Below are 18,311 nucleotides of genomic sequence, written 5' to 3'. Positions count from 1 at the left end.
ACGACACACAGGACTGGAGACACTCATGACCCATCGCCCCCTTCGCGTCGCTGCCCGCCTGGCGAGCGCCGCCGCCATCGCGTTCGCGTCGTTCGGCGCCACGGCGCCCGCCGATGCCGGCACGCTGACCATCAACATCGCGTTCAAGGGCGCGAGCCAGCGCGCCGTGTGGCAGTCGACGATCGAAGCGTTCCACAAGGCCCATCCCGACATCGACGTGAAGCCGACCTTCGTCGACGAGGAAGCGTATAAGGTGCAGCTCCCCGCGTGGCTCACGACCGTCGCGCCGGACGTCGTGAACTGGCACGCGGGCGAGCGGATGGCGTACTACGCGAAGCGCGGACTGTTCGAGGACCTGAGCGGCGACTGGACGAAGAACGGCTGGGATGCGATGTACGCGTCGACGCGCAGCGCGTCGTCGTATAACGGCAAGCAGTACGCGGCGCCGACCGTCTACTACTCGTGGGGCCTCTTCTACCGCAAGGACCTGTTCCGCAAGGTCGGCATCGCCGACGAACCGAAGACCTGGGACCAGTTTCTCGATGCGTGCAAGAAGCTGAAGGCGGCCGGCATCACGCCGATCGCGATCGGCGGCCGCGACGCGTGGACGCTCGCCGGCTGGTTCGACTATCTCGACCTGCGCCTGAACGGCAACGCGTTCCACCAGCAGCTGATGGCCGGCGACGTGGCGTACACCGACCCGCGCGTGAAGAAGGTCTACACGACGTGGAAATCGCTGATCGACTCGGGCTACTTCATCGACAACGCGCTGTCCTACGATCTCGACGGCGCGCAGCCGTTCCTGTTCCAGGGCAAGGCCGCGATGATGCTGATGGGCACCTTCATCGCGGCCGGCTTTCCGCCGAACGTGAAGCCGGAAATGGGCTACTACCGCTTCCCCGTCATCGACCCGAAGGTGCCGACCGCCGAGGACGGCCCGGTCGAATCGCTGCACATCCCGACCAAGGCGAAGAACAAGGCCGACGCGCACACGTTCCTCGCATTCGTCGAAACGCCCGAGATCGGCGCGAAACTCGCCGAAGGGCTCGGTTCGCTGTCGGCCAACAGCAAGTCGCCGGAGCCGGCCGATCCGATCTCGCGGATCGGCTTCCGGATTCTCGCCGACACGAAGGGCGGCGTCGCGCAGTTCTACGACCGCGACATGACGAAGGAAATGGCCGACGAGGGGATGAAGGGCATGCAGCAGTTCGTCGCGAATCCCGCGCAGCTCGACACGGTGCTCGCGCAACTCGAACAGACCCGCAAGCGGATCTACAAGAAGTAAGCGCGTGACCCAACCGGCGGCCGCGCGCCGCCGTGTCCGTTTCAGGAGGCTTGCCGTGTCCAGTCCGATCGCGTCCCCCCCGCCCGCCGGCGCCGCGCCGCCGTCGCGCGGCTCATCCGCCGACGCATTGCCCGCGCGCCGCCCGTCGCCCGCCGTGCGGCGGCAACGGCGCGCCGCGTGGCTCTTTCTCGCGCCGGCCTGCGCGATGGTGGCCGTCTATGTGATCTGGCCGATCCTGTCGACGCTGTGGCTGAGCCTGTACAACTGGGACGGGATGACCGAGCGCACCTTCGTCGGCCTCGCGAACTACGCGGAGCTGCTGCATGCGCCGACGTTCTACACGGCGCTGCGCAACAACGTGATCTGGCTCGCGCTGTTCATGCTCGCGCCGCCGCTCGGCCTCGCGCTCGCGCTGTACCTGAACCAGGCGGTCGGCGGCATCCGGCTCGTGAAGTCGCTGTTCTTCGCACCGTTCGTGCTGTCGGGCGTGGTCGTCGGGCTGATCTTCTCGTGGTTCTACGATCCGACCTTCGGGCTGCTCGCGCTCATCGCCGGGCACGGCATCCCGGTGCTCGGCGACGCGCGCTACGCGACCTTCGGCATCGTGTTGGCCGCGCTGTGGCCGCAAACGGCGTACTGCATGATCCTGTACCTGACCGGCCTCACGTCGGTCAACCCGGAACAGATCGAAGCCGCACGGATGGAAGGCGCGCGCGGCTTCGCGCTGCTGTGGCACGTCGTGCTGCCGCAGCTGCGGCCGACCACGTTCATGGCGATCGTCGTCACCGTGATCGGCGCGCTGCGCAGCTTCGACCTGATCTCGGTGATGACGGGCGGCGGCCCGTTCGAAAGCTCGACCGTGCTCGCGTATTACATGTACGACCAGGCGATCAAGTACTACCGGCTCGGCTATTCCGCGTCGATCGCGGTCGTGCTGTTCGCGATCATGCTCGTCTACATCGCGTTCCAGTTGCGCCGCATGCTGCGCAACGAACAGTGACCTTTCGGGAGTTCATTCATCATGTTTCCGACACCCGTTGCCCACTGGAAGCCGGTATCGCGCCGGCTGTACAAGCTGTCGCTGCCCGTCGCGCTCGTGATCTGGCTGCTGCCGATGATCGCCGTGTTCGTCACGTCGGTGCGCTCGACCGAGGAACTCGTCGAAGGCCATTACTGGGGCTGGCCGCGGCATTTCTCGATGATCGAGAACTATCGCGACGCGCTGACCACGTCGCCGATGCTGCACTACTTCTGGAACAGCGTGCAGATCACGGTGCCGTCGGTCGTCGGCTCGATCGCGCTCGCGGCGATGGCCGGCTTCGCGCTCGCGACGTACCGGTTTCGCGGCAATACCGCGCTGTTCGGCACGTTCGTCGCCGGCAACTTCGTGCCGGTGCAGGTGCTGATGATTCCGGTACGCGACCTGTCGCTGCGCCTCGGCGTGTTCAATACCGTCGAAGCGCTGATCCTGTTTCACGTCGCGTTTCAGACGGGGTTCTGCACGCTGTTCCTGCGCAACTTCATCAAGCAGTTGCCGTTCGAACTGATCGAGGCCGCGCGCATCGAAGGCGCGGGCGAATGGACGGTGTTCTGGCGCATCGTGCTGCCGCTGATCCGGCCGGCGCTGGCCGCGCTCGCGATTCTCGTGTTCACGTTCGTGTGGAACGATTACTTCTGGGCGCTGTGCCTCACGCAAGGCGACGAGGCCGCGCCGATCACGGCGGGTGTCGCGGCGCTGAAGGGGCAATGGACGACGTCGTGGAATCTGGTATCGGCCGGGTCGATCCTCGCCGCGCTGCCGTCGGTCGCGATGTTCTTCGCGATGCAGAAGCATTTCGTCGCTGGGCTCACGTTCGGCGCGACGAAAGGCTGAACGCGCGCCGGTTGCGTTTTCGCATCTCCCCCTCCGCATCGTGAGGTTGCCCGCTTCGGCGGGCTTTTTTCATGCCTTGCGGGTTGGGCGGATGTCGGTTGGTGAGCCTGATCCGCCATCCAGGCCTCAACGCCGTCGACGATCGCCTGTCGTCGATGCCGTTTATCCGGATGGTCGGGCTTGCGATTACTCGCCGCGACCCGAAGCGAGGTTGGCATGGATCCACGACGCCACGTCGGTGACCGGGATGGCGTGGCGTTGATTGAACGTCCCGCTCTTGTCCCATGCGACGCCCCGCCCTTGAGCAAATGCCGCACGGTACTTGCGCATCATGTTGTTCGGATCGCGCGCCAGCTCGTCGAGCAAATACTGCTCACTCCATACCGAACGGCTGAAGGGGCGGCCGAGGCCCGCTTCCAGCTTGTCGGCGACCTCCCCGTAAGTCACGGTGTCGCCGGCCAGATACACGATCTCGTTCCGAATACGGGGTTCGGCGAACACGATCGCGGCAGTCAGCGCGCCGATATCGTCGGGCGTCGTCAGCGTCACGGCGGTGTCGAGGCTACCCAGCGCGTGGACTGCGTCGTTTTTCAGGTCGACTACGCCGAAGTCCGGCTCGAATAGATAGCTCGTGAACATGCCGGTCGAGATGATGACCCACTCGGTCTCGTGCTGACTACGCAGCAATTCGCGCACGTCCAGCTGGGCGTCGAAGATGTCCTGCGGACTACCGCGACCGATCACGTCGAAATCGACGCCGAACTGCCAGGGGAAGTACCTCGGGATGCGCGCCTGCAACGCAGCCCGCGCCAACTTCATCGGCGTGTCGATGCCGGCTGTAATGCCCGCGCAACCGATTACCGTGTCATATCGCGCGAACAGGGCGGCGAGTTCATCGATGGAATGCTTCACGAAATCGCCTACGACGATCTCGATTCCAAGCGCGCGAATCTCCGCGATATCATGCCGCTTGGCGGGTGCGCTGGACTCGAGGGCACTCGCGCGCAGCAGCACGCTGACCTTCGCGCCGGCGACGTCCTTCGCTCTACGTGCAAGATTGCGGAGTACCGGGAGGCCGAGTTCGCCGGCACCGAGCACGAGGATGTTCCGAGAAGTCGCGTGAGGGTCTGTTGGGTTCATCGTCCAGCCTGCTGAGGAATGTGTTGCACGCAGTCTAGCGATGCACGGACATGTATGAAAGAAGGTACACGCGTGATACTGGGAGCCGGATAGTTGGATCGAGACGAACTTCTCCGATATTCGCAGACCGTGTGTGACGGCCTGCGAGACGATGATGACGGGTTGCGGCGGGAGGTGCTCGCCCATGCCGGAAGCCGTTGGTCGCTCGGTGTCGTCCACACGCTCGGCGTGTACGGCAGACTGCGCCATGCGGAAATCGGCAGGCGCATGCACGGGGTGACTCAGCGCATGTTGACGCGCACGTTACGGCAGCTCGAGCGTGACGGCCTGGTGCTCCGTCACGATTTCGAAGAAGTACCGCCTAGAGTCGAATACGAGTTGTCCGACACGGGCATGGACCTGCTCGTCAGGATGGTTCCGCTGTGGACCTGGATCGTCGAGAATGCGGACCGCTTCCGGGAAGCGAGGCAGAATTTCGACAGAGCGCACCGCGACACAGACGCGTAGCTTGCCGGGATTTCGACGCGCTTCGCAGATGGGTACGACTTCGATCAACATCGGTCGTCGAGACATATTTCGACCGGCTGACAAAACCTGGGAGACAGCGTCCGCGGAAGTTTGGCGTCGTGCGGAACTGCCGTCCGCACACGCCAGCCTTCGGCATCGAGCGACACCGATTCGACTACGCGTACTTGTCGCCGACCGTACTGCGAATCGGATGGGTGTCGTAGACGATGATCATCCGTTCGATGAGCCCCGCAGTGTCGAACTCGAACACGTCGACGCACTCGAAGTGCGCCACCGAACCGTCGTTCAGTGCCCAGTCGTAGATGAAGTAAGCTGTCGCACGTCGAGCGCCGGTCGTGCTGACGCAGATATCGATCGGTGTAATCCTGCTTTCTCCCGATACGGCGGCGACCTTCGAAAAGAAGGGCCCGGGGTGCATCCAGCCGAGAAATGGCGAGAAAATCCGCGCGTCCGGCGTGAATAGCGCGCAGATGGCGCCGACATCGCCGCGCTCCAGTTCCCGCAGGTAAGCGCGAACCTGTTCCGTGTAGAGTGATTCCGACGTTGAGCCCAAAATTATCCTCCGATCGTTCGTCGACAACCCCGTTCATCCGCCAGAACAGGGCATCCGGTAGACGCACGATAGCGACGCACCGATGACCGAACAATCGAAAAATTCGCAACCCGGGTATGCGGCGCATGCATATCCGCTGGCCGACCTGACGCGGCCGCTCCCGCCGCTGGCGGCAATTCAGTCGTTCGTCGCCGCGGCGCAACTGGGCAGCGTCAGCAAGGCCGCGGATCATCTATGCCGCACGCAAGGCGCGGTGAGCCGCCAGATACAGCAGTTGGAAACGCATTATCGATGCGCACTCTTCGTGCGCCATGTCTCGGGGCTGACGTTGACGCCGGAAGGCAATGCACTGCTGACGGTCGCGGTCAACGTGCTCACGCAACTGGTTCAGCATGCGGATTCCCATGCACGGGCGACCTCGGTGCTCACGTTGAAGTTGCCGTCCACGTTCGCCGTTCGCTGGTTGCTCCCGCGGCTGCCGGACATTCATCGCGCGATGAGCGGCACGGAGCTGCGTATTTCGACCTCCGCGGACGACACGCCGGATTTCACGACGTCCGACGTCGACGCCATCGTCGTGCGCGGCACGGGACAGTGGACCGGTATGGAAGCAGTACCGCTCTTTTCCGAGCGGCTCACGCCGATGTGCGCGCCCGCGTTGGCGACATCGCTGCGATCCGTTGCCGACCTTGCGCAGGTCGATTTGCTCCATCCCGGGCCCAGCCACGCAGAGTGGAGATGCTGGCTCGATCACGTGGGGGCACGCCAGACCGATGCGGGACGCGGGCTCGTATTCGATACCCTCGAATTGACGCTCGCGGCGTCGATGGAAGGACACGGCATTGCAATCGGCGACCCGCGAATGGCGAGAGACCGACTCCGCGCCGGATCGCTGGTGACCCCGTTTGAGGAAGTGGTTGAAGACGGCCTTTCCTACTTCCTCGTCTATCCGCCCCAACGGGCGGCACAACCGAAAATTCGGGCCCTCGTCGATATCTTGCTACGACTGGCGCGAGAAGATTGATCGATAGGCGAGCGTCCGATACGTGGTGCGAAGCCGACCTTCAAATCGCGCACCAACGTACCGACGAACGACGCGCCCGGTCAAAGATCCCCGCGCACTTCCCCGGTTCCCAACGCGCTCCGCTGCCGGTTGACCTCCGCCCACAGTTCATCGCTGTCGTCGTCGCGCAGCACGATCATCCAGTCCAGTTGCTCGTCGGTCACGCCGAAGTACGCCATAATTTCCCGCCGCACCCCATCGATGAACGCCGCGTATTCCGGCATGGCCTGTGCCCGCGCGTGCAGTGCGTCGTATTCCGCATCGTCCACGCCGCCGCCCTGCTCGTCGATGTAGCGCGAGATCCACTGGTCTCGTTCGTGGTCGTAATCGGCCTCGGCGCGCATCGCTTGCACAGCCGTGTAGAAATCCAGTTGGGCAAACGCGGCGATCGCCGCCGTTGTCGCCTCGTCGAATGTCGTCGTCATGCCATCTCTCACTTCAGTCATCGCACATCATGGGTCACGCGGGGAAGCCGCTATCGCGCGCGGTTTCAGGTCGCTCACGAGAAAACCGGCAGCGCTGTTCCGAACCACCCCTATGCGTTCACTGCATCGGACGGTTCGATCGTATCGGGCACTTTGAAAGGGAAGGATTCAGGCTACCTGGACGGTTTGCCAGGTTTGCCGCGACCACCAGCAGATTTACCGGCAGCCTTCCCCGGCGCCGGTTTGCCGGCCGGTTTGCCGGCCGGTTTGCTGCGCGGCTTGTGCACGCTGAACGGGCTGCCGATGGTGTAGTCCGGGCCTTGACCGGCACCATTGGCCGCCGCGTGCTGCACCCCAGGCTTGCGCTTGCCTTCGCCACCTTGCGTATGCGGCTGCTTGCCCGGCGTCTGCTTGGCCACCGGCCCAGCTTGCGGCACCTTCGGTTTCTTCGGCTTTTTGGGTTTCTTGATGATCTGGCCCGTCGCGCTGGTTTCCGGCACGCGGTGTTCGGCTTCGAAACCGGGCTCTTCCTCCCGGCGCAGCGTCTGCCGGATCAGCGCTTCGATCGCGGCCAGTTGTGGCGCTTCATCCGCGCACACGAGCGACACCGCGACGCCGCTGGCGCCCGCGCGGCCGGTCCGGCCGATACGGTGCACGTAGTCTTGCGCGACGATCGGCAGATCGACGTTGATCACCAGCGGCAGATCGTCGATATCGAGCCCGCGCGCCGCCACATCGGTAGCGACCAGCATCTGCACCTCACCCGTCTTGAAGCGCTCCAGCGCGCGCAAACGTGCGGGTTGCGGCTTGTCGCCGTGGATCGTATCGACCGCATAGCCGGCTTTCTCCAGCATCACCGCCAAATAGTCGACACCATTGCGGGTCTTGACGAACACCAGCGCGTGCTCCCACTTGTTCTGGGCCACCAGATGCATGAAGAGGTCGGGCTTGTTCCGCTTGTCGACCGGTACGACCCACTGCTTGATCTTGCTGGCCGTGGCGTTGGGCGGGCTGACGCTGATGTCGACCGGGCTGCGCAGAATGCCGGCCGCCAGCGTGCGGATTTCGTCGGAGAACGTCGCGGAGAACAGCAGCGTCTGGCGCTTGGTGGGCAACGCGGCAAACACCGCGTCGAGTTCGCGCGCGAAGCCGAGATCGAGCATGCGGTCGGCTTCATCGAGCACCAGCGTCTGGACCTGATCGAACTGCACGGCGTTCTGCCGATTGAGGTCGAGCAAGCGGCCGGGCGTCGCGACGAGCACGTCGACACCCTTGCGCAGCTTCATCATCTGAGGATTGATGCTCACCCCGCCGTACGCGGCCAGAAAGCGCAGATCGAGCCCCTTCCCGTACTCGACGAAGCTCTGCAGCACTTGCTCGGCCAGTTCGCGCGTGGGCACCAGCACCAGCACGCGCGCACGGTTGCTGGACACCGCCGGGCCGTGTTGGACGAGCCGTTGCAACAGCGGCAGCGCAAAGCCGGCCGTCTTGCCGGTGCCGGTCGGTGCGGCGGCCATGACGTCCTTGCCGCCGAGCACGACGGGAATCGCCTTGGCCTGCACCGGCGTGGGTGTCTGGTAATTGAGGCCCTGCAGATTACGCAGCAACGGCTCGATCAGGCCAAGCGAGGCAAAAGACATGGACGTGTTCCGGGCTAAAACCGCAATTCTAGCGGTTACCGCGTCGGCCAAGCCCGCCCGCTCATGTCCACCCTTCGAGCCGCAACGTCGAACGCACGAGCCGCTGTTCCTCCTGCTCGATCTCGCGCAGATAGTCGACGCACTGACGGATATGTTCGCTCGCGGCCTTGCGTGCCTGGTCGGGCAGCCGGCCGGTGACCGCGTTGTAGAGCCGCGCATGCTGGCGGTCGATCTGCTTCTTCAGCGGTTCGCGGTGATAGAGGTTGTTCACCGACGCGAACACCGAGCTGAGCAGCAGGTCGGTCAGCGACTGCAGCGTGTTGACGAGCACCGGGTTGTGCGATGCCTCGCAGATCGCCAGATGAAACGCGTGGTCGAGCTTCGCACGCGCAGCGGGATCGAGATCCTGCGCGTCGGCCGCCGTCATTTCCTCGTAGCGGCGCCGGATCAGGATGAAATCGGCCGGCGTGCCGCGCAACGCCGCGAGCCGGGCGGCCTCGGCCTCGAGCATCCCGCGCACCTCGAACAGGTCGTACAGCGTGCGCGGCTGCGAGCCGAGCAGATGCATCATCGGCGTGATCGCGCGCTGCGGGGTCAGGCTCGCGACGAACGAACCCTTGCCGTGCGTCGTGTCGATGATCCCGCGCGCGTGCAGCAGCTTCATGCCTTCCCGCACGGCCGTGCGCGATACGCCGAGCTTCTCGGTCAGCCGCCGCTCCGACGGCAACGCCTGCCCGGCCTTCAGCACGCCGTCGACGATCAACTGCTCGATCCGCTCGGCGACGACGTCGGCCACGCGCCGCGCCGGCCGCTCCCGATCCTGCATTTCCATACTGGTATGACCACTTTTGACGGATGCCGTCGATTTTCGCACAAAGCCTTGTCTTGATTGCGTTTTATCGATCATTCAGGAAACCAGGATCGATGCCTTTCCAAAAACTGGTACGACCACTGTCAAGACGGCTGGACAGGCCCGCGCGTCCCGCCAAGAATGCCGTCCATCCGGCGTGTCGCGCATCGCGCGGCCAACTGCCTGGTGGAGACGGAGACACACGATGAGTTTCATCTACGACGAACGGATCGACGGCCCGTTGGCGACCGTCGACCGCGCCACGCTCGTCGCCGCGCTGCGCGCGGCGGCGCCCGGCCTCGACGTGCTGCACGAACGCGAGGCGTTGAAGCCGTTCGAATGCGATGGCCTCGCCGCGTACCGCACGGTGCCGCTCGCGGTCGTGCTGCCCGATACGGTCGACCAGGTGCGCGCGGTGCTGCGCGTCGCGGCCGCGCACCGCGTGCCGGTCGTCGCGCGCGGCGCCGGCACGGGGCTGTCGGGCGGCGCGATGCCGCTCGAAAAAGGCATCCTGCTGGTGATGGCGAAGTTCAACCGGATGCTCGACATCGACCCCGATGCCGGCATTGCGCGCGTGCAGCCCGGCGTGCGCAATCTCGCGATTTCGCAGGCTGCCGCGCCGCACGGCCTTTACTACGCGCCCGACCCGTCGTCGCAGATCGCGTGCTCGATCGGCGGCAACGTCGCCGAGAATGCGGGCGGCGTGCATTGCCTGAAATACGGGCTCACGGTACACAACATCCTGAAGGTCGAGATCCTGACGATCGACGGCGACACGCTCACGCTCGGCGCCGACGCGCTCGACGCACCTGGCTTCGACCTGCTCGCGCTGTTCACCGGCTCCGAGGGGATGCTCGGGATCGTCACCGAAGTGACCGTGAAGCTGCTGCCGTTGCCGCCGAGCGTGAAGGTGCTGATGGCGAGCTTCGACGACGTCGCCGAGGCCGGCGCCGCGGTCGCGCGGATCATCGGCGCGGGCGTGATCCCAGGCGGCCTCGAGATGATGGACAACCTCGCGATCCGCGCGGCCGAGGATTTCATCCACGCCGGCTATCCGGTCGACGCGCAGGCGATCCTGCTGTGCGAGCTCGACGGCGCGGCCAGCGATGTCGAAGAAGATGCCGAACGCGTCGCCGCGCTGCTGCGCGACGCGGGCGCAAGCGAGATTCGCGTCGCGCGCGACGAAACCGAACGCCAGCGCTTCTGGGCCGGCCGCAAGAACGCGTTCCCGGCGGTCGGCCGGATGTCGCCCGACTACTACTGCATGGACGGCACGATCCCGCGCCGCGAGCTGCCGCGCGTGCTCGAAGGGATCGTCGCGCTGTCCGCCGAATACGGGCTGCCGGTCGCGAACGTGTTCCACGCGGGCGACGGCAACCTGCATCCGCTGATCCTGTTCGATGCGAACCGGCCGGGCGAGCTCGACCGCGCGGAAGCGCTCGGCGGCAAGATCCTCGCGCTGTGCGTCGCCGTGGGCGGCAGCATCACCGGCGAACACGGCGTCGGGCGCGAAAAGATCAACCAGATGTGCGTGCAGTTCAACGCCGATGAAATCACGTTCTTCCACGCGGTGAAGGCCGCGTTCGATCCGCAGCGCCTGCTCAATCCCGGCAAGAACATCCCGACGCTGCACCGCTGCGCCGAATTCGGCGCGATGCACGTCCATCACGGCAAGCTGCCGTTTCCCGAACTGGAGCGCTTCTGATGCGACGCGACATCGAATCCATCGAGTCCATCGACGACAGCGCGGCGCTCGTCGCGCAGGTCGACGCGGCGATCCACGCTCGCCAGCCGCTGCGCATCCGCGGCGCCGGCACGAAGGCGTTCGTCGGCCGGCCGGTCGAAGGCCGCACGCTCGACGTGCGCACGCATCGCGGCGTCGTGTCGTACGACCCGACCGAACTCGTCATCACCGCGCGCGCGGGCACGCCGCTCGCCGATCTCGATGCGATGCTCGACGCGGCCGGCCAGATGCTGCCATGCGAGCCGCCGTCGTTCGGCGGCGCGGCCACCGTCGGCGGCATGTTCGCGGCGGCGCTGTCGGGTCCGCGCCGCCCGTGGGCCGGCGCGGTGCGCGACTTCGTGCTCGGCTGCCGCGTGATCACCGGCCACGCGAAGCATCTGCGCTTCGGCGGCGAGGTGATGAAGAACGTCGCGGGCTACGACGTGTCGCGGCTGCTGGCCGGCAGTTTCGGCTGCCTCGGCGTCGTGACCGAGGTCTCGCTGAAGGTGCTGCCGAAGCCGCGCGCGACCGGCGATCTCGCGTTGACGCTCACGGCGAGCGAAGCCGTGCAACGCGCCGCCGCGTGGCGTCGCGCGGGGCTGCCGCTCGCGGGCGCGTGCCACGCGGACGGCGTGCTGCGCGTGCGGCTCGAAGGCGGCGACGGCTCGGTGAAGGCCGCGCGCGACACGATCGGCGGCGACCGGATGGACGACCGCGACGACGCGTTCTGGGCACATCTGCGCGACCTGTCGCTGCCGTTCTTCGACGATCCGCGGCCGCTGTGGCGCGTATCGGTGCCGGCCGCCGCGCCGCTCGACGCGCTCGCGGGCGCGCAGCTCGTCGACTGGGGCGGCGCGCAGCGCTGGCTGAAGACCGACGCCGCGCCGGCCGACGTGCAGCGCTTCGCCGCGCAGTGCGGCGGCCACGCGACCTGCTACACGCCGGGCACGACAGCGGAGCCGTTCCAGCCGCTGCCGCCCGCGCTGCTGCGCGTGCACCGGCAACTCAAGGCGCAGCTCGACCCGCACACGATTTTCAATCCCGGCCGGCTCTACGCCGACTTCTGACGCCAACCCGACTTCGACCCGCCGATGCAAACCAACCTCAGCGAAGCAAGCAAGGCCCTCGCCCGGGCCGACGAAGCGGAAGCGATCCTGCGCACCTGCGTGCACTGCGGCTTCTGCAATGCGACCTGCCCGACCTACCAGGTGCTCGGCAACGAGCTCGACGGGCCGCGCGGCCGCATCTACCTGATCAAGCAGCTGCTCGAAGGCGAGCCGTGCGGCGAACGCACGCAACAACATCTCGACCGTTGCCTGACGTGCCGCAACTGCGAAACGACCTGCCCGTCCGGCGTGCGCTATCACACGCTGCTCGACATCGGCCGCGCGGAAGCCGAGAAGCGCGTGCGGCGGCCCACGCGCGAGCGCCTGCTGCGTGCGGGGTTGCGTCACGTGGTGCCGCGCCCGGCGACGTTCGCCGCGCTGCTGAAGGCCGGCCGCGCGCTGCGCCCGCTGCTGCCCGGCACGCTGCAGGACAAGATCCCGGCCGCCGTGCCCGCGGCCGCGCCGCGCCCGGTCGTGCGCCATGCGCGGCGCGTGCTGATGCTGGAAGGCTGCGTGCAGCCGTCGCTGTCGCCGAACACCAATGCGGCCGCCGCGCGTGTACTCGACCGGCTCGGCATCAGCGTGACCCCGGCGCGCGAAGCCAGCTGCTGCGGCGCGACCGAATATCACCTGAACGCGCAGGACGCGGGCCTTCAGCGCGCACGCCGCAACATCGACGCGTGGTGGCCGGCGATCGACGCCGGCGCGGAAGCGATCGTGCTGACCGCGAGCGGCTGCGGTGCGTTCGTGAAGGAATACGGCGACCTGCTGCGCTCCGACCCCGTCTATGCGGAGAAGGCACGGCGCGTCGGCGCACTCGCGCGCGATCTGGCCGAAGTGATCGCGGCGGAGCCGCTCGACGCGCTCGCCGACGCGACGCCACGGCGCGTCGCGGTTCACTGCCCGTGCACGCTGCAGCACGCACAGCGCCTCGGCGGCGCGGTGGAAAGCATTCTGACGCGGCTCGGCTTCGATCTGACGAATGTCGCCGACGGCCATCTGTGCTGCGGCTCGGCCGGCACCTATTCGCTGACGCAGCCTGCGCTCGCGACGACATTACGCGACAACAAGCTCGATGCGCTCGAAGCCGCGCAGCCGGACCTGATTGTCACCGCCAACGTCGGCTGCCAGACTCACCTGAATGGCGCGGGCCGCACGCGCGTGCGCCACTGGATCGAGCTCGTCGACAACCGGCTGGTCGACTGACCGCCTATTCCGGAGGAACGCCATGCAAACGAAACCCGAACTCGAACTGGCCGATGCCGAGCGCATGCTCGCCGCGGCCCGCGCGGAGGCGGAACGCCACGGCTGGGCCGTGTCGATCGCCGTCGTCGACGATGGCGGCCACCTGCTCGCGTTCGCGCGGCTGGACGGCGCATCGCCGGCCAGCAGCACCATCGCGCAGGACAAGGCGCGCGCGGCGGCGCTCGGCCGTCGCGAGACGAAGGCGTATGAGGATATGATCAACGGTGGCCGCACCGCGTTCCTGAGCGCGCCGCTGACGGGGTTGCTCGAAGGCGGCGTGCCGGTCACGGTCGACGGCCGGATTGCAGGCGCGATCGGTGTGTCTGGCGTAAAGTCCGAACAGGACGCGCAGATCGCCCGTGCCGGTACACAAAGCGTCGTGGCATAGCCAGCCAACGCGCGCGCGTTTTTCAATTCCCCGGGAGGAATCACGATGATCGACCAAGCAGGACTGCAAGTCGCGCCAGCGCTGAGCCAGTTCATTGAAAACGAAGCGCTGCCGGGCACCGGCATCGACAAGGCCGCGTTCTGGAGCGGTTTCTCGGCCCTGGTGCACGACCTCGCGCCGCGCAATCGCGAGCTGCTCGCCGAACGCGACCGCCTGCAGCAGGAACTCGACGCGTGGCATCGCGCGCACCCGGGCCCGGTACGCGACCACGCCGCGTATCGCGCGTTCCTCGAACAGATCGGCTACCTCGTGCCGGTCCCGTCGAACGTCGCGGCCGCCACCGCGAACGTCGACAGCGAGATCGCCACGCAGGCGGGCCCGCAGCTCGTCGTGCCGCTGTCGAACGCGCGCTATGCGCTGAACGCCGCGAACGCGCGCTGGGGCAGCCTGTACGATGCGCTGTACGGCACCGACGCGCTGCCGGAAGACGGCGGAGCCGAACGCACCGCGGCCTACAACCCGACGCGCGGCCAGCGCGTGATCGACTATGCGCGCAACGTGCTCGACAACGCGGCGCCGCTCGCGAGCGGCTCGCACCGCGACGCGCTGCGCTACCGCGTGCAGGACGGCCAGCTCGCGGTCGAAACCGCGAAGGGCAACGTCGCGCTCGCGCAGCCGGCGCAGTTCGTCGGCTACCAGGGCGCGGCCGACGCGCCGTCCGCGATCCTGCTGAAGCACAACGGCCTGCACGTCGAGATCCAGATCGACGCGTCGACGCCGATCGGCCGCGCCGATCTCGCGAACGTGAAGGACGTCGTGCTCGAAGCCGCGGTCAGCACGATCATCGACTGCGAGGATTCGGTCGCGGCGGTCGACGCCGACGACAAGGTCCAGCTCTACCGCAACTGGCTCGGCCTGATGCAGGGCACGCTCGTCGAGGAAGTCGCGAAAGGCGGCAAGACGTTTACGCGCCGCCTGAACGCCGATCGCGAGTACACGACGCCGGCCGGCGGCACGCTGTCGCTGCACGGCCGCTCGCTGCTGTTCGTGCGCAACGTCGGCCACCTGATGACCAACGGCGCGGTGCTCGACCGCGACGGCAACGAGATTCCGGAAGGGATCCTCGACGGCGTCGTCACGACGTTGTGCGCGCTGCACGACCTGAAGGCCGAGCGCAATTCGCGCACGGGCTCGATCTACATCGTGAAGCCGAAGATGCACGGCCCGGCCGAAGTCGCGTTCGCCGACACGCTGTTCGCGCGCATCGAGGATCTGTACACCCTGCCGCGCAACACGCTGAAGATGGGCATCATGGACGAGGAGCGCCGCACCAGCGTGAACCTCGCCGCGTGCATCGCGGCAGCGGCCGCGCGCGTCGCGTTCATCAACACCGGCTTCCTCGACCGCACCGGCGACGAGATGCACACCGCGATGGAAGCGGGCCCGATGATCCGCAAGGGCGACATGAAATCGTCCGCGTGGATCCAGTCGTACGAGCGCAACAACGTGCTTGCGGGCCTGTCGGCCGGCCTGCGCGGCCGCGCGCAGATCGGCAAGGGCATGTGGGCGATGCCGGACCTGATGCATGCGATGCTCGAGCAGAAGATCGCGCATCCGCGCGCCGGCGCGAACACCGCGTGGGTGCCGTCGCCGACCGCCGCGACGCTGCACGCGCTGCACTACCACCTCGTCGACGTGCAGGCCGTCCAGCAGGAACTCGAAAAGACGCCGTACGCGAGCGAGCGCGACGCGCTGCTCGAAGGGCTGCTGACGGTCCCGGTCGTCGAGCGCGCGGCGTGGAGCGAGGCCGAGATTCTGAGCGAGGTCGAGAACAACGCGCAGGGCATCCTCGGCTACGTCGTGCGCTGGGTCGAACAGGGCGTCGGCTGCTCGAAGGTGCCGGACATCCACGACGTCGGCCTGATGGAAGACCGCGCGACGCTGCGCATTTCGAGCCAGCACATCGCGAACTGGCTGCGCCACGGCGTGATCACCGAGGCGTTCGTGCTCGACGTGTTCAAGCGCATGGCCCGCGTCGTCGACCAGCAGAACGCGGGCGATCCGAACTATCGCCCGATGGCGCCCGGCTACGACCAGTCGACCGCGTTCAAGGCCGCATGCGCGCTCGCGCTGCAAGGCACGTCGCAACCGAGCGGCTACACCGAGCCGCTGCTGCATCGGTTCCGGCTCGCGTTCAAGGCGCAACAGCACGGCGCCTGAACCTGCGCACGCGGGCTCGCCCGCATGCCGGGCGCCGGTCGTACGCCGACCTTGCGAAACGGGCAGCCCGCGCGGCTGCCCGTTTTCATATTTGCGTGCACCGTGCCGTTGAAACCGATAATCGGTAGATATCGCGCGCTTTCGCATGCGGTGCTCACCCGACGTTAATCCCGGTGCGTCCGCGGACGTGCGCCGCACGGCCTTTTCCGCACTGCCGCACAGCCTTGCGCGACAACGCTTCGCCGATATTTGCAAGCCCGGGATTACGCGAAAATTTGATCCCGATCAACAGGTTGCAACATTTTCCGCGCACACAAACACGCGCGTTATACTCCGTTCAATTCGCGTCGCGATTCGTCAGATGGTCGAATTGCAGCAGACGTTACCTGTGAATACCCGGTTTATCGGTTTCTCGGGCCGCGATTGTCGATAATCGGTGCCCGGTTTCTCCGCTGAACGGAAGGCTGGCACGGGAAGGGCGCGCACCGGATCGCCACCGGTAGTCATACGAACAATCGCATCGGCCCGCCGCCCGGCGACGATGCCCCCGATCCACGGACCATGGCAGAAACCGACTACGCAATGCCCAGCGAATCCGGCGTGACGAGCCGTGTCGCCGCTCATCTGCGCCGGTCCCTGCTGCCGCACCTGATCTTCTATACGGGGCTGCTGATCGCGCTGATCCTGCTGCTGCTGTGCGGGATCGTGCTGTACGAAGGCCGGATCGACGCGCGCGACCGCTCGCGCAGCATGCAGCAGAACCTCGCGCTGATGGCGTCGTGGGACATCGAACGCAACATCGAGATCTATTCGCTGTCGCTGCAGGCGGTCGTCGAAGGCGCGAACGACCCGGCGGTGACCCGGCTGCCGATGGCGCTGCGCCGCCAGGTGCTGTTCGATCGCGCGACGACCGCCAAGTACCTCGGCGGCATCTACGTGCTCGACGCGAAAGGCGACATCGCGGTCGACGGCATGAGCGACGTGCCGCGCAAGGCCAACTTCGCCAACGAACCGTACTTCACCGTGCACCGCGACCGTCCCGACGTCGGCCTGTACGTCAGCCCCCCGTATCACTCGCGGCTGCGCGGCGGCTCGCCGAGCATCGCGCTCAGCCGGCGAATCACGCGGCCCGACGGATCGTTCGGCGGCGTCGCGGTGATGTCGATCCGGCTCGAATATTTTCAGAACCTGTTCTCGCGGCTGTCGCTCGGCGATCGCGGCTCGGTCGCGCTGATCAACACGGATGGCAGGATGGTCGCGCGCGAGCCGTACGACCCCAAGATCGTCGGCCGCGACATCAGCCGCGCGAGCACGTTCCGGCACTTCATGACCGCCAACGAAGGCAGCTTCGCCGATACCGCAACGATCGACGGCGTGCGGCGCCTGTACGTGTTCCGGCACCTCGAGCACCTGCCGCTCATCGTCATGGTCGCGCGCTCGGAAGCGGACACCTACGCCGCGTGGTACGACCGTGCGATCCCGATCGGCTCCGCGATGGTCGCGCTCGCGATCGGCTTCGTCGGCCTGTCGCTGCTGCTCGACGTGCAGTTGCGCAAACGCCATCGCGCGGAAACCGAGCTGCAGGCGCTCGCGCGCACCGACGGCCTGACGGGCCTCGACAACCGCCGGATGCTCGACGTCACGCTCGCGCGCGAATGGCGCCGCGCCGCGCGCTCGCAACATGCACTGTCGCTGCTGTTCATCGACGTCGACGACTTCAAGCGCTACAACGACACGCAGGGCCACCAGGCCGGCGACGACGCACTCGCCGCGGTCGGCCACTGCATCGCCGGCTGCCTGCGCCGCCCGGCCGACTATGCGGCGCGCTACGGCGGCGAGGAATTCGTCGTCGTGCTGCCGGATATCGACACGGACGGCGCGGTGACGATCGCCGAAACCATCCGCACGGGCATCCTCGATCTCGGCATCCGGCACGACGCGGGCACGGTCGGCCGCCTGACGGTGAGCATCGGCGTGACGACCAGCTACCCCGAACACGACGACAACATCCAGGCCGCGCTGAAGCGGGCCGACGATGCGCTGTATCGGGCGAAGGAAGGCGGGCGCAACCGCATCGCCGTGCAGGCGGCCACGTCGCCCGACACTCGCGAATCGCGGCGGGCCTGAACGCACGGGCAGCGGCGGGGCGGCGGCCGCCGCCCGCCTGCAAAATCGCCGACAATACCGGCTCGATATGCCACCGCGCCGCCGCGCGGCCGATGCGCCCGGCCTGCGCGCCTGGCCGGCCGCGTGGGCCGGCCGCTTCGCACCA

16 protein-coding genes are annotated in these 18,311 nt (G+C 66.9%); 11 read left to right on the top strand and 5 right to left on the bottom strand.

Features of this window, described 5'->3' with window-relative positions:
- The first annotated feature begins 25 nt into the window (after positions 1 to 25).
- Genes J8I35_RS08275 through J8I35_RS08265 form a run of 3 tightly spaced genes read left to right on the top strand, consistent with a single transcriptional unit; the run spans position 26 to position 3,158 of the window.
- A complete protein-coding gene (locus tag J8I35_RS08275) occupies positions 26 to 1,285 on the top strand; it encodes an extracellular solute-binding protein (protein WP_209924972.1) in 1,260 nt (419 codons plus the stop codon).
- Between the two features lie 55 nt (positions 1,286 to 1,340).
- Positions 1,341 to 2,285: a sugar ABC transporter permease gene (locus tag J8I35_RS08270; protein ID WP_209924971.1), complete on the top strand. Its 945-nt coding sequence runs from the start codon at positions 1,341 to 1,343 to the stop codon at positions 2,283 to 2,285.
- A gap of 21 nt (positions 2,286 to 2,306) precedes the next feature.
- Positions 2,307 to 3,158, top strand: a complete 852-nt coding sequence (locus tag J8I35_RS08265) for a carbohydrate ABC transporter permease (RefSeq protein ID WP_050013443.1) — start codon at positions 2,307 to 2,309, stop codon at positions 3,156 to 3,158.
- Between the two features lie 186 nt (positions 3,159 to 3,344).
- Here J8I35_RS08265 and J8I35_RS08260 read toward each other — a convergent pair whose 3' ends face one another.
- On the bottom strand, positions 3,345 to 4,298 hold the full coding sequence (locus J8I35_RS08260; RefSeq protein WP_050013444.1) for an aromatic alcohol reductase: 954 nt from the start codon (positions 4,296 to 4,298) through the stop codon (positions 3,345 to 3,347).
- A gap of 93 nt (positions 4,299 to 4,391) precedes the next feature.
- Between J8I35_RS08260 and J8I35_RS08255 the strand changes: the two genes are divergently transcribed.
- The gene (locus J8I35_RS08255; RefSeq protein ID WP_050013445.1) at positions 4,392 to 4,805 is read left to right on the top strand and encodes a helix-turn-helix domain-containing protein; all 414 of its coding nucleotides are present in this window, start codon (positions 4,392 to 4,394) and stop codon (positions 4,803 to 4,805) included.
- Between the two features lie 175 nt (positions 4,806 to 4,980).
- Here J8I35_RS08255 and J8I35_RS08250 read toward each other — a convergent pair whose 3' ends face one another.
- A complete protein-coding gene (locus J8I35_RS08250) occupies positions 4,981 to 5,379 on the bottom strand; it encodes a nuclear transport factor 2 family protein (RefSeq protein WP_209925169.1) in 399 nt (132 codons plus the stop codon).
- Positions 5,380 to 5,461: 82 nt separating this feature from the next.
- On the opposite strand from J8I35_RS08250, the gene J8I35_RS08245 reads away from it, so the two are divergent.
- On the top strand, positions 5,462 to 6,403 hold the full coding sequence (locus tag J8I35_RS08245; protein WP_209924970.1) for a LysR substrate-binding domain-containing protein: 942 nt from the start codon (positions 5,462 to 5,464) through the stop codon (positions 6,401 to 6,403).
- A gap of 80 nt (positions 6,404 to 6,483) precedes the next feature.
- On the opposite strand, the gene J8I35_RS08240 is transcribed toward J8I35_RS08245, so the two are convergent.
- From J8I35_RS08240 to glcC, 3 genes are all read right to left on the bottom strand, one after another.
- Positions 6,484 to 6,867 carry an ATP-dependent protease gene (locus J8I35_RS08240; protein WP_209924969.1) on the bottom strand — a complete coding sequence of 128 codons (384 nt, stop codon included), beginning with the start codon at positions 6,865 to 6,867 and terminating at the stop codon, positions 6,484 to 6,486.
- A gap of 173 nt (positions 6,868 to 7,040) precedes the next feature.
- Positions 7,041 to 8,507, bottom strand: coding sequence for a DEAD/DEAH box helicase (locus J8I35_RS08235; RefSeq protein ID WP_209925168.1), 1,467 nt, complete (start codon positions 8,505 to 8,507; stop codon positions 7,041 to 7,043).
- A gap of 61 nt (positions 8,508 to 8,568) precedes the next feature.
- Positions 8,569 to 9,339 carry a transcriptional regulator GlcC gene (gene glcC, locus J8I35_RS08230; protein WP_050013449.1) on the bottom strand — a complete coding sequence of 257 codons (771 nt, stop codon included), beginning with the start codon at positions 9,337 to 9,339 and terminating at the stop codon, positions 8,569 to 8,571.
- A 223-nt stretch (positions 9,340 to 9,562) separates the two neighbouring features.
- On the opposite strand from glcC, the gene glcD reads away from it, so the two are divergent.
- From glcD to J8I35_RS08200, 6 genes are all read left to right on the top strand, one after another.
- Positions 9,563 to 11,062 (top strand): glycolate oxidase subunit GlcD, encoded by a 1,500-nt coding sequence (glcD, locus tag J8I35_RS08225; protein WP_209924968.1) that lies wholly within the window; start codon positions 9,563 to 9,565, stop codon positions 11,060 to 11,062.
- Positions 11,062 to 12,147: a glycolate oxidase subunit GlcE gene (gene glcE, locus J8I35_RS08220; protein ID WP_209924967.1), complete on the top strand. Its 1,086-nt coding sequence runs from the start codon at positions 11,062 to 11,064 to the stop codon at positions 12,145 to 12,147. The genes glcD and glcE overlap by 1 nt, the downstream gene beginning before the upstream one ends.
- Positions 12,148 to 12,171: 24 nt before the next feature.
- On the top strand, positions 12,172 to 13,392 hold the full coding sequence (gene glcF / locus J8I35_RS08215) for a glycolate oxidase subunit GlcF (protein ID WP_209924966.1): 1,221 nt from the start codon (positions 12,172 to 12,174) through the stop codon (positions 13,390 to 13,392).
- A gap of 22 nt (positions 13,393 to 13,414) precedes the next feature.
- Complete coding sequence (locus J8I35_RS08210) at positions 13,415 to 13,819, top strand: heme-binding protein (protein ID WP_050013453.1); 405 nt, start codon at positions 13,415 to 13,417, stop codon at positions 13,817 to 13,819.
- A 45-nt stretch (positions 13,820 to 13,864) separates the two neighbouring features.
- Complete coding sequence (locus J8I35_RS08205) at positions 13,865 to 16,039, top strand: malate synthase G (RefSeq protein WP_209924965.1); 2,175 nt, start codon at positions 13,865 to 13,867, stop codon at positions 16,037 to 16,039.
- A gap of 561 nt (positions 16,040 to 16,600) precedes the next feature.
- On the top strand, positions 16,601 to 18,166 hold the full coding sequence (locus tag J8I35_RS08200; protein ID WP_050013455.1) for a sensor domain-containing diguanylate cyclase: 1,566 nt from the start codon (positions 16,601 to 16,603) through the stop codon (positions 18,164 to 18,166).
- Positions 18,167 to 18,311 lie beyond the last annotated feature (145 nt).

This window comes from Burkholderia sp. CpTa8-5, from assembly GCF_017815045.1.
GTDB classification, from domain to species: domain Bacteria; phylum Pseudomonadota; class Gammaproteobacteria; order Burkholderiales; family Burkholderiaceae; genus Burkholderia; species Burkholderia sola.
Note: the sequence above shows the minus strand (reverse complement) of the source record. Positions and strands in the feature narration are given on the sequence as shown.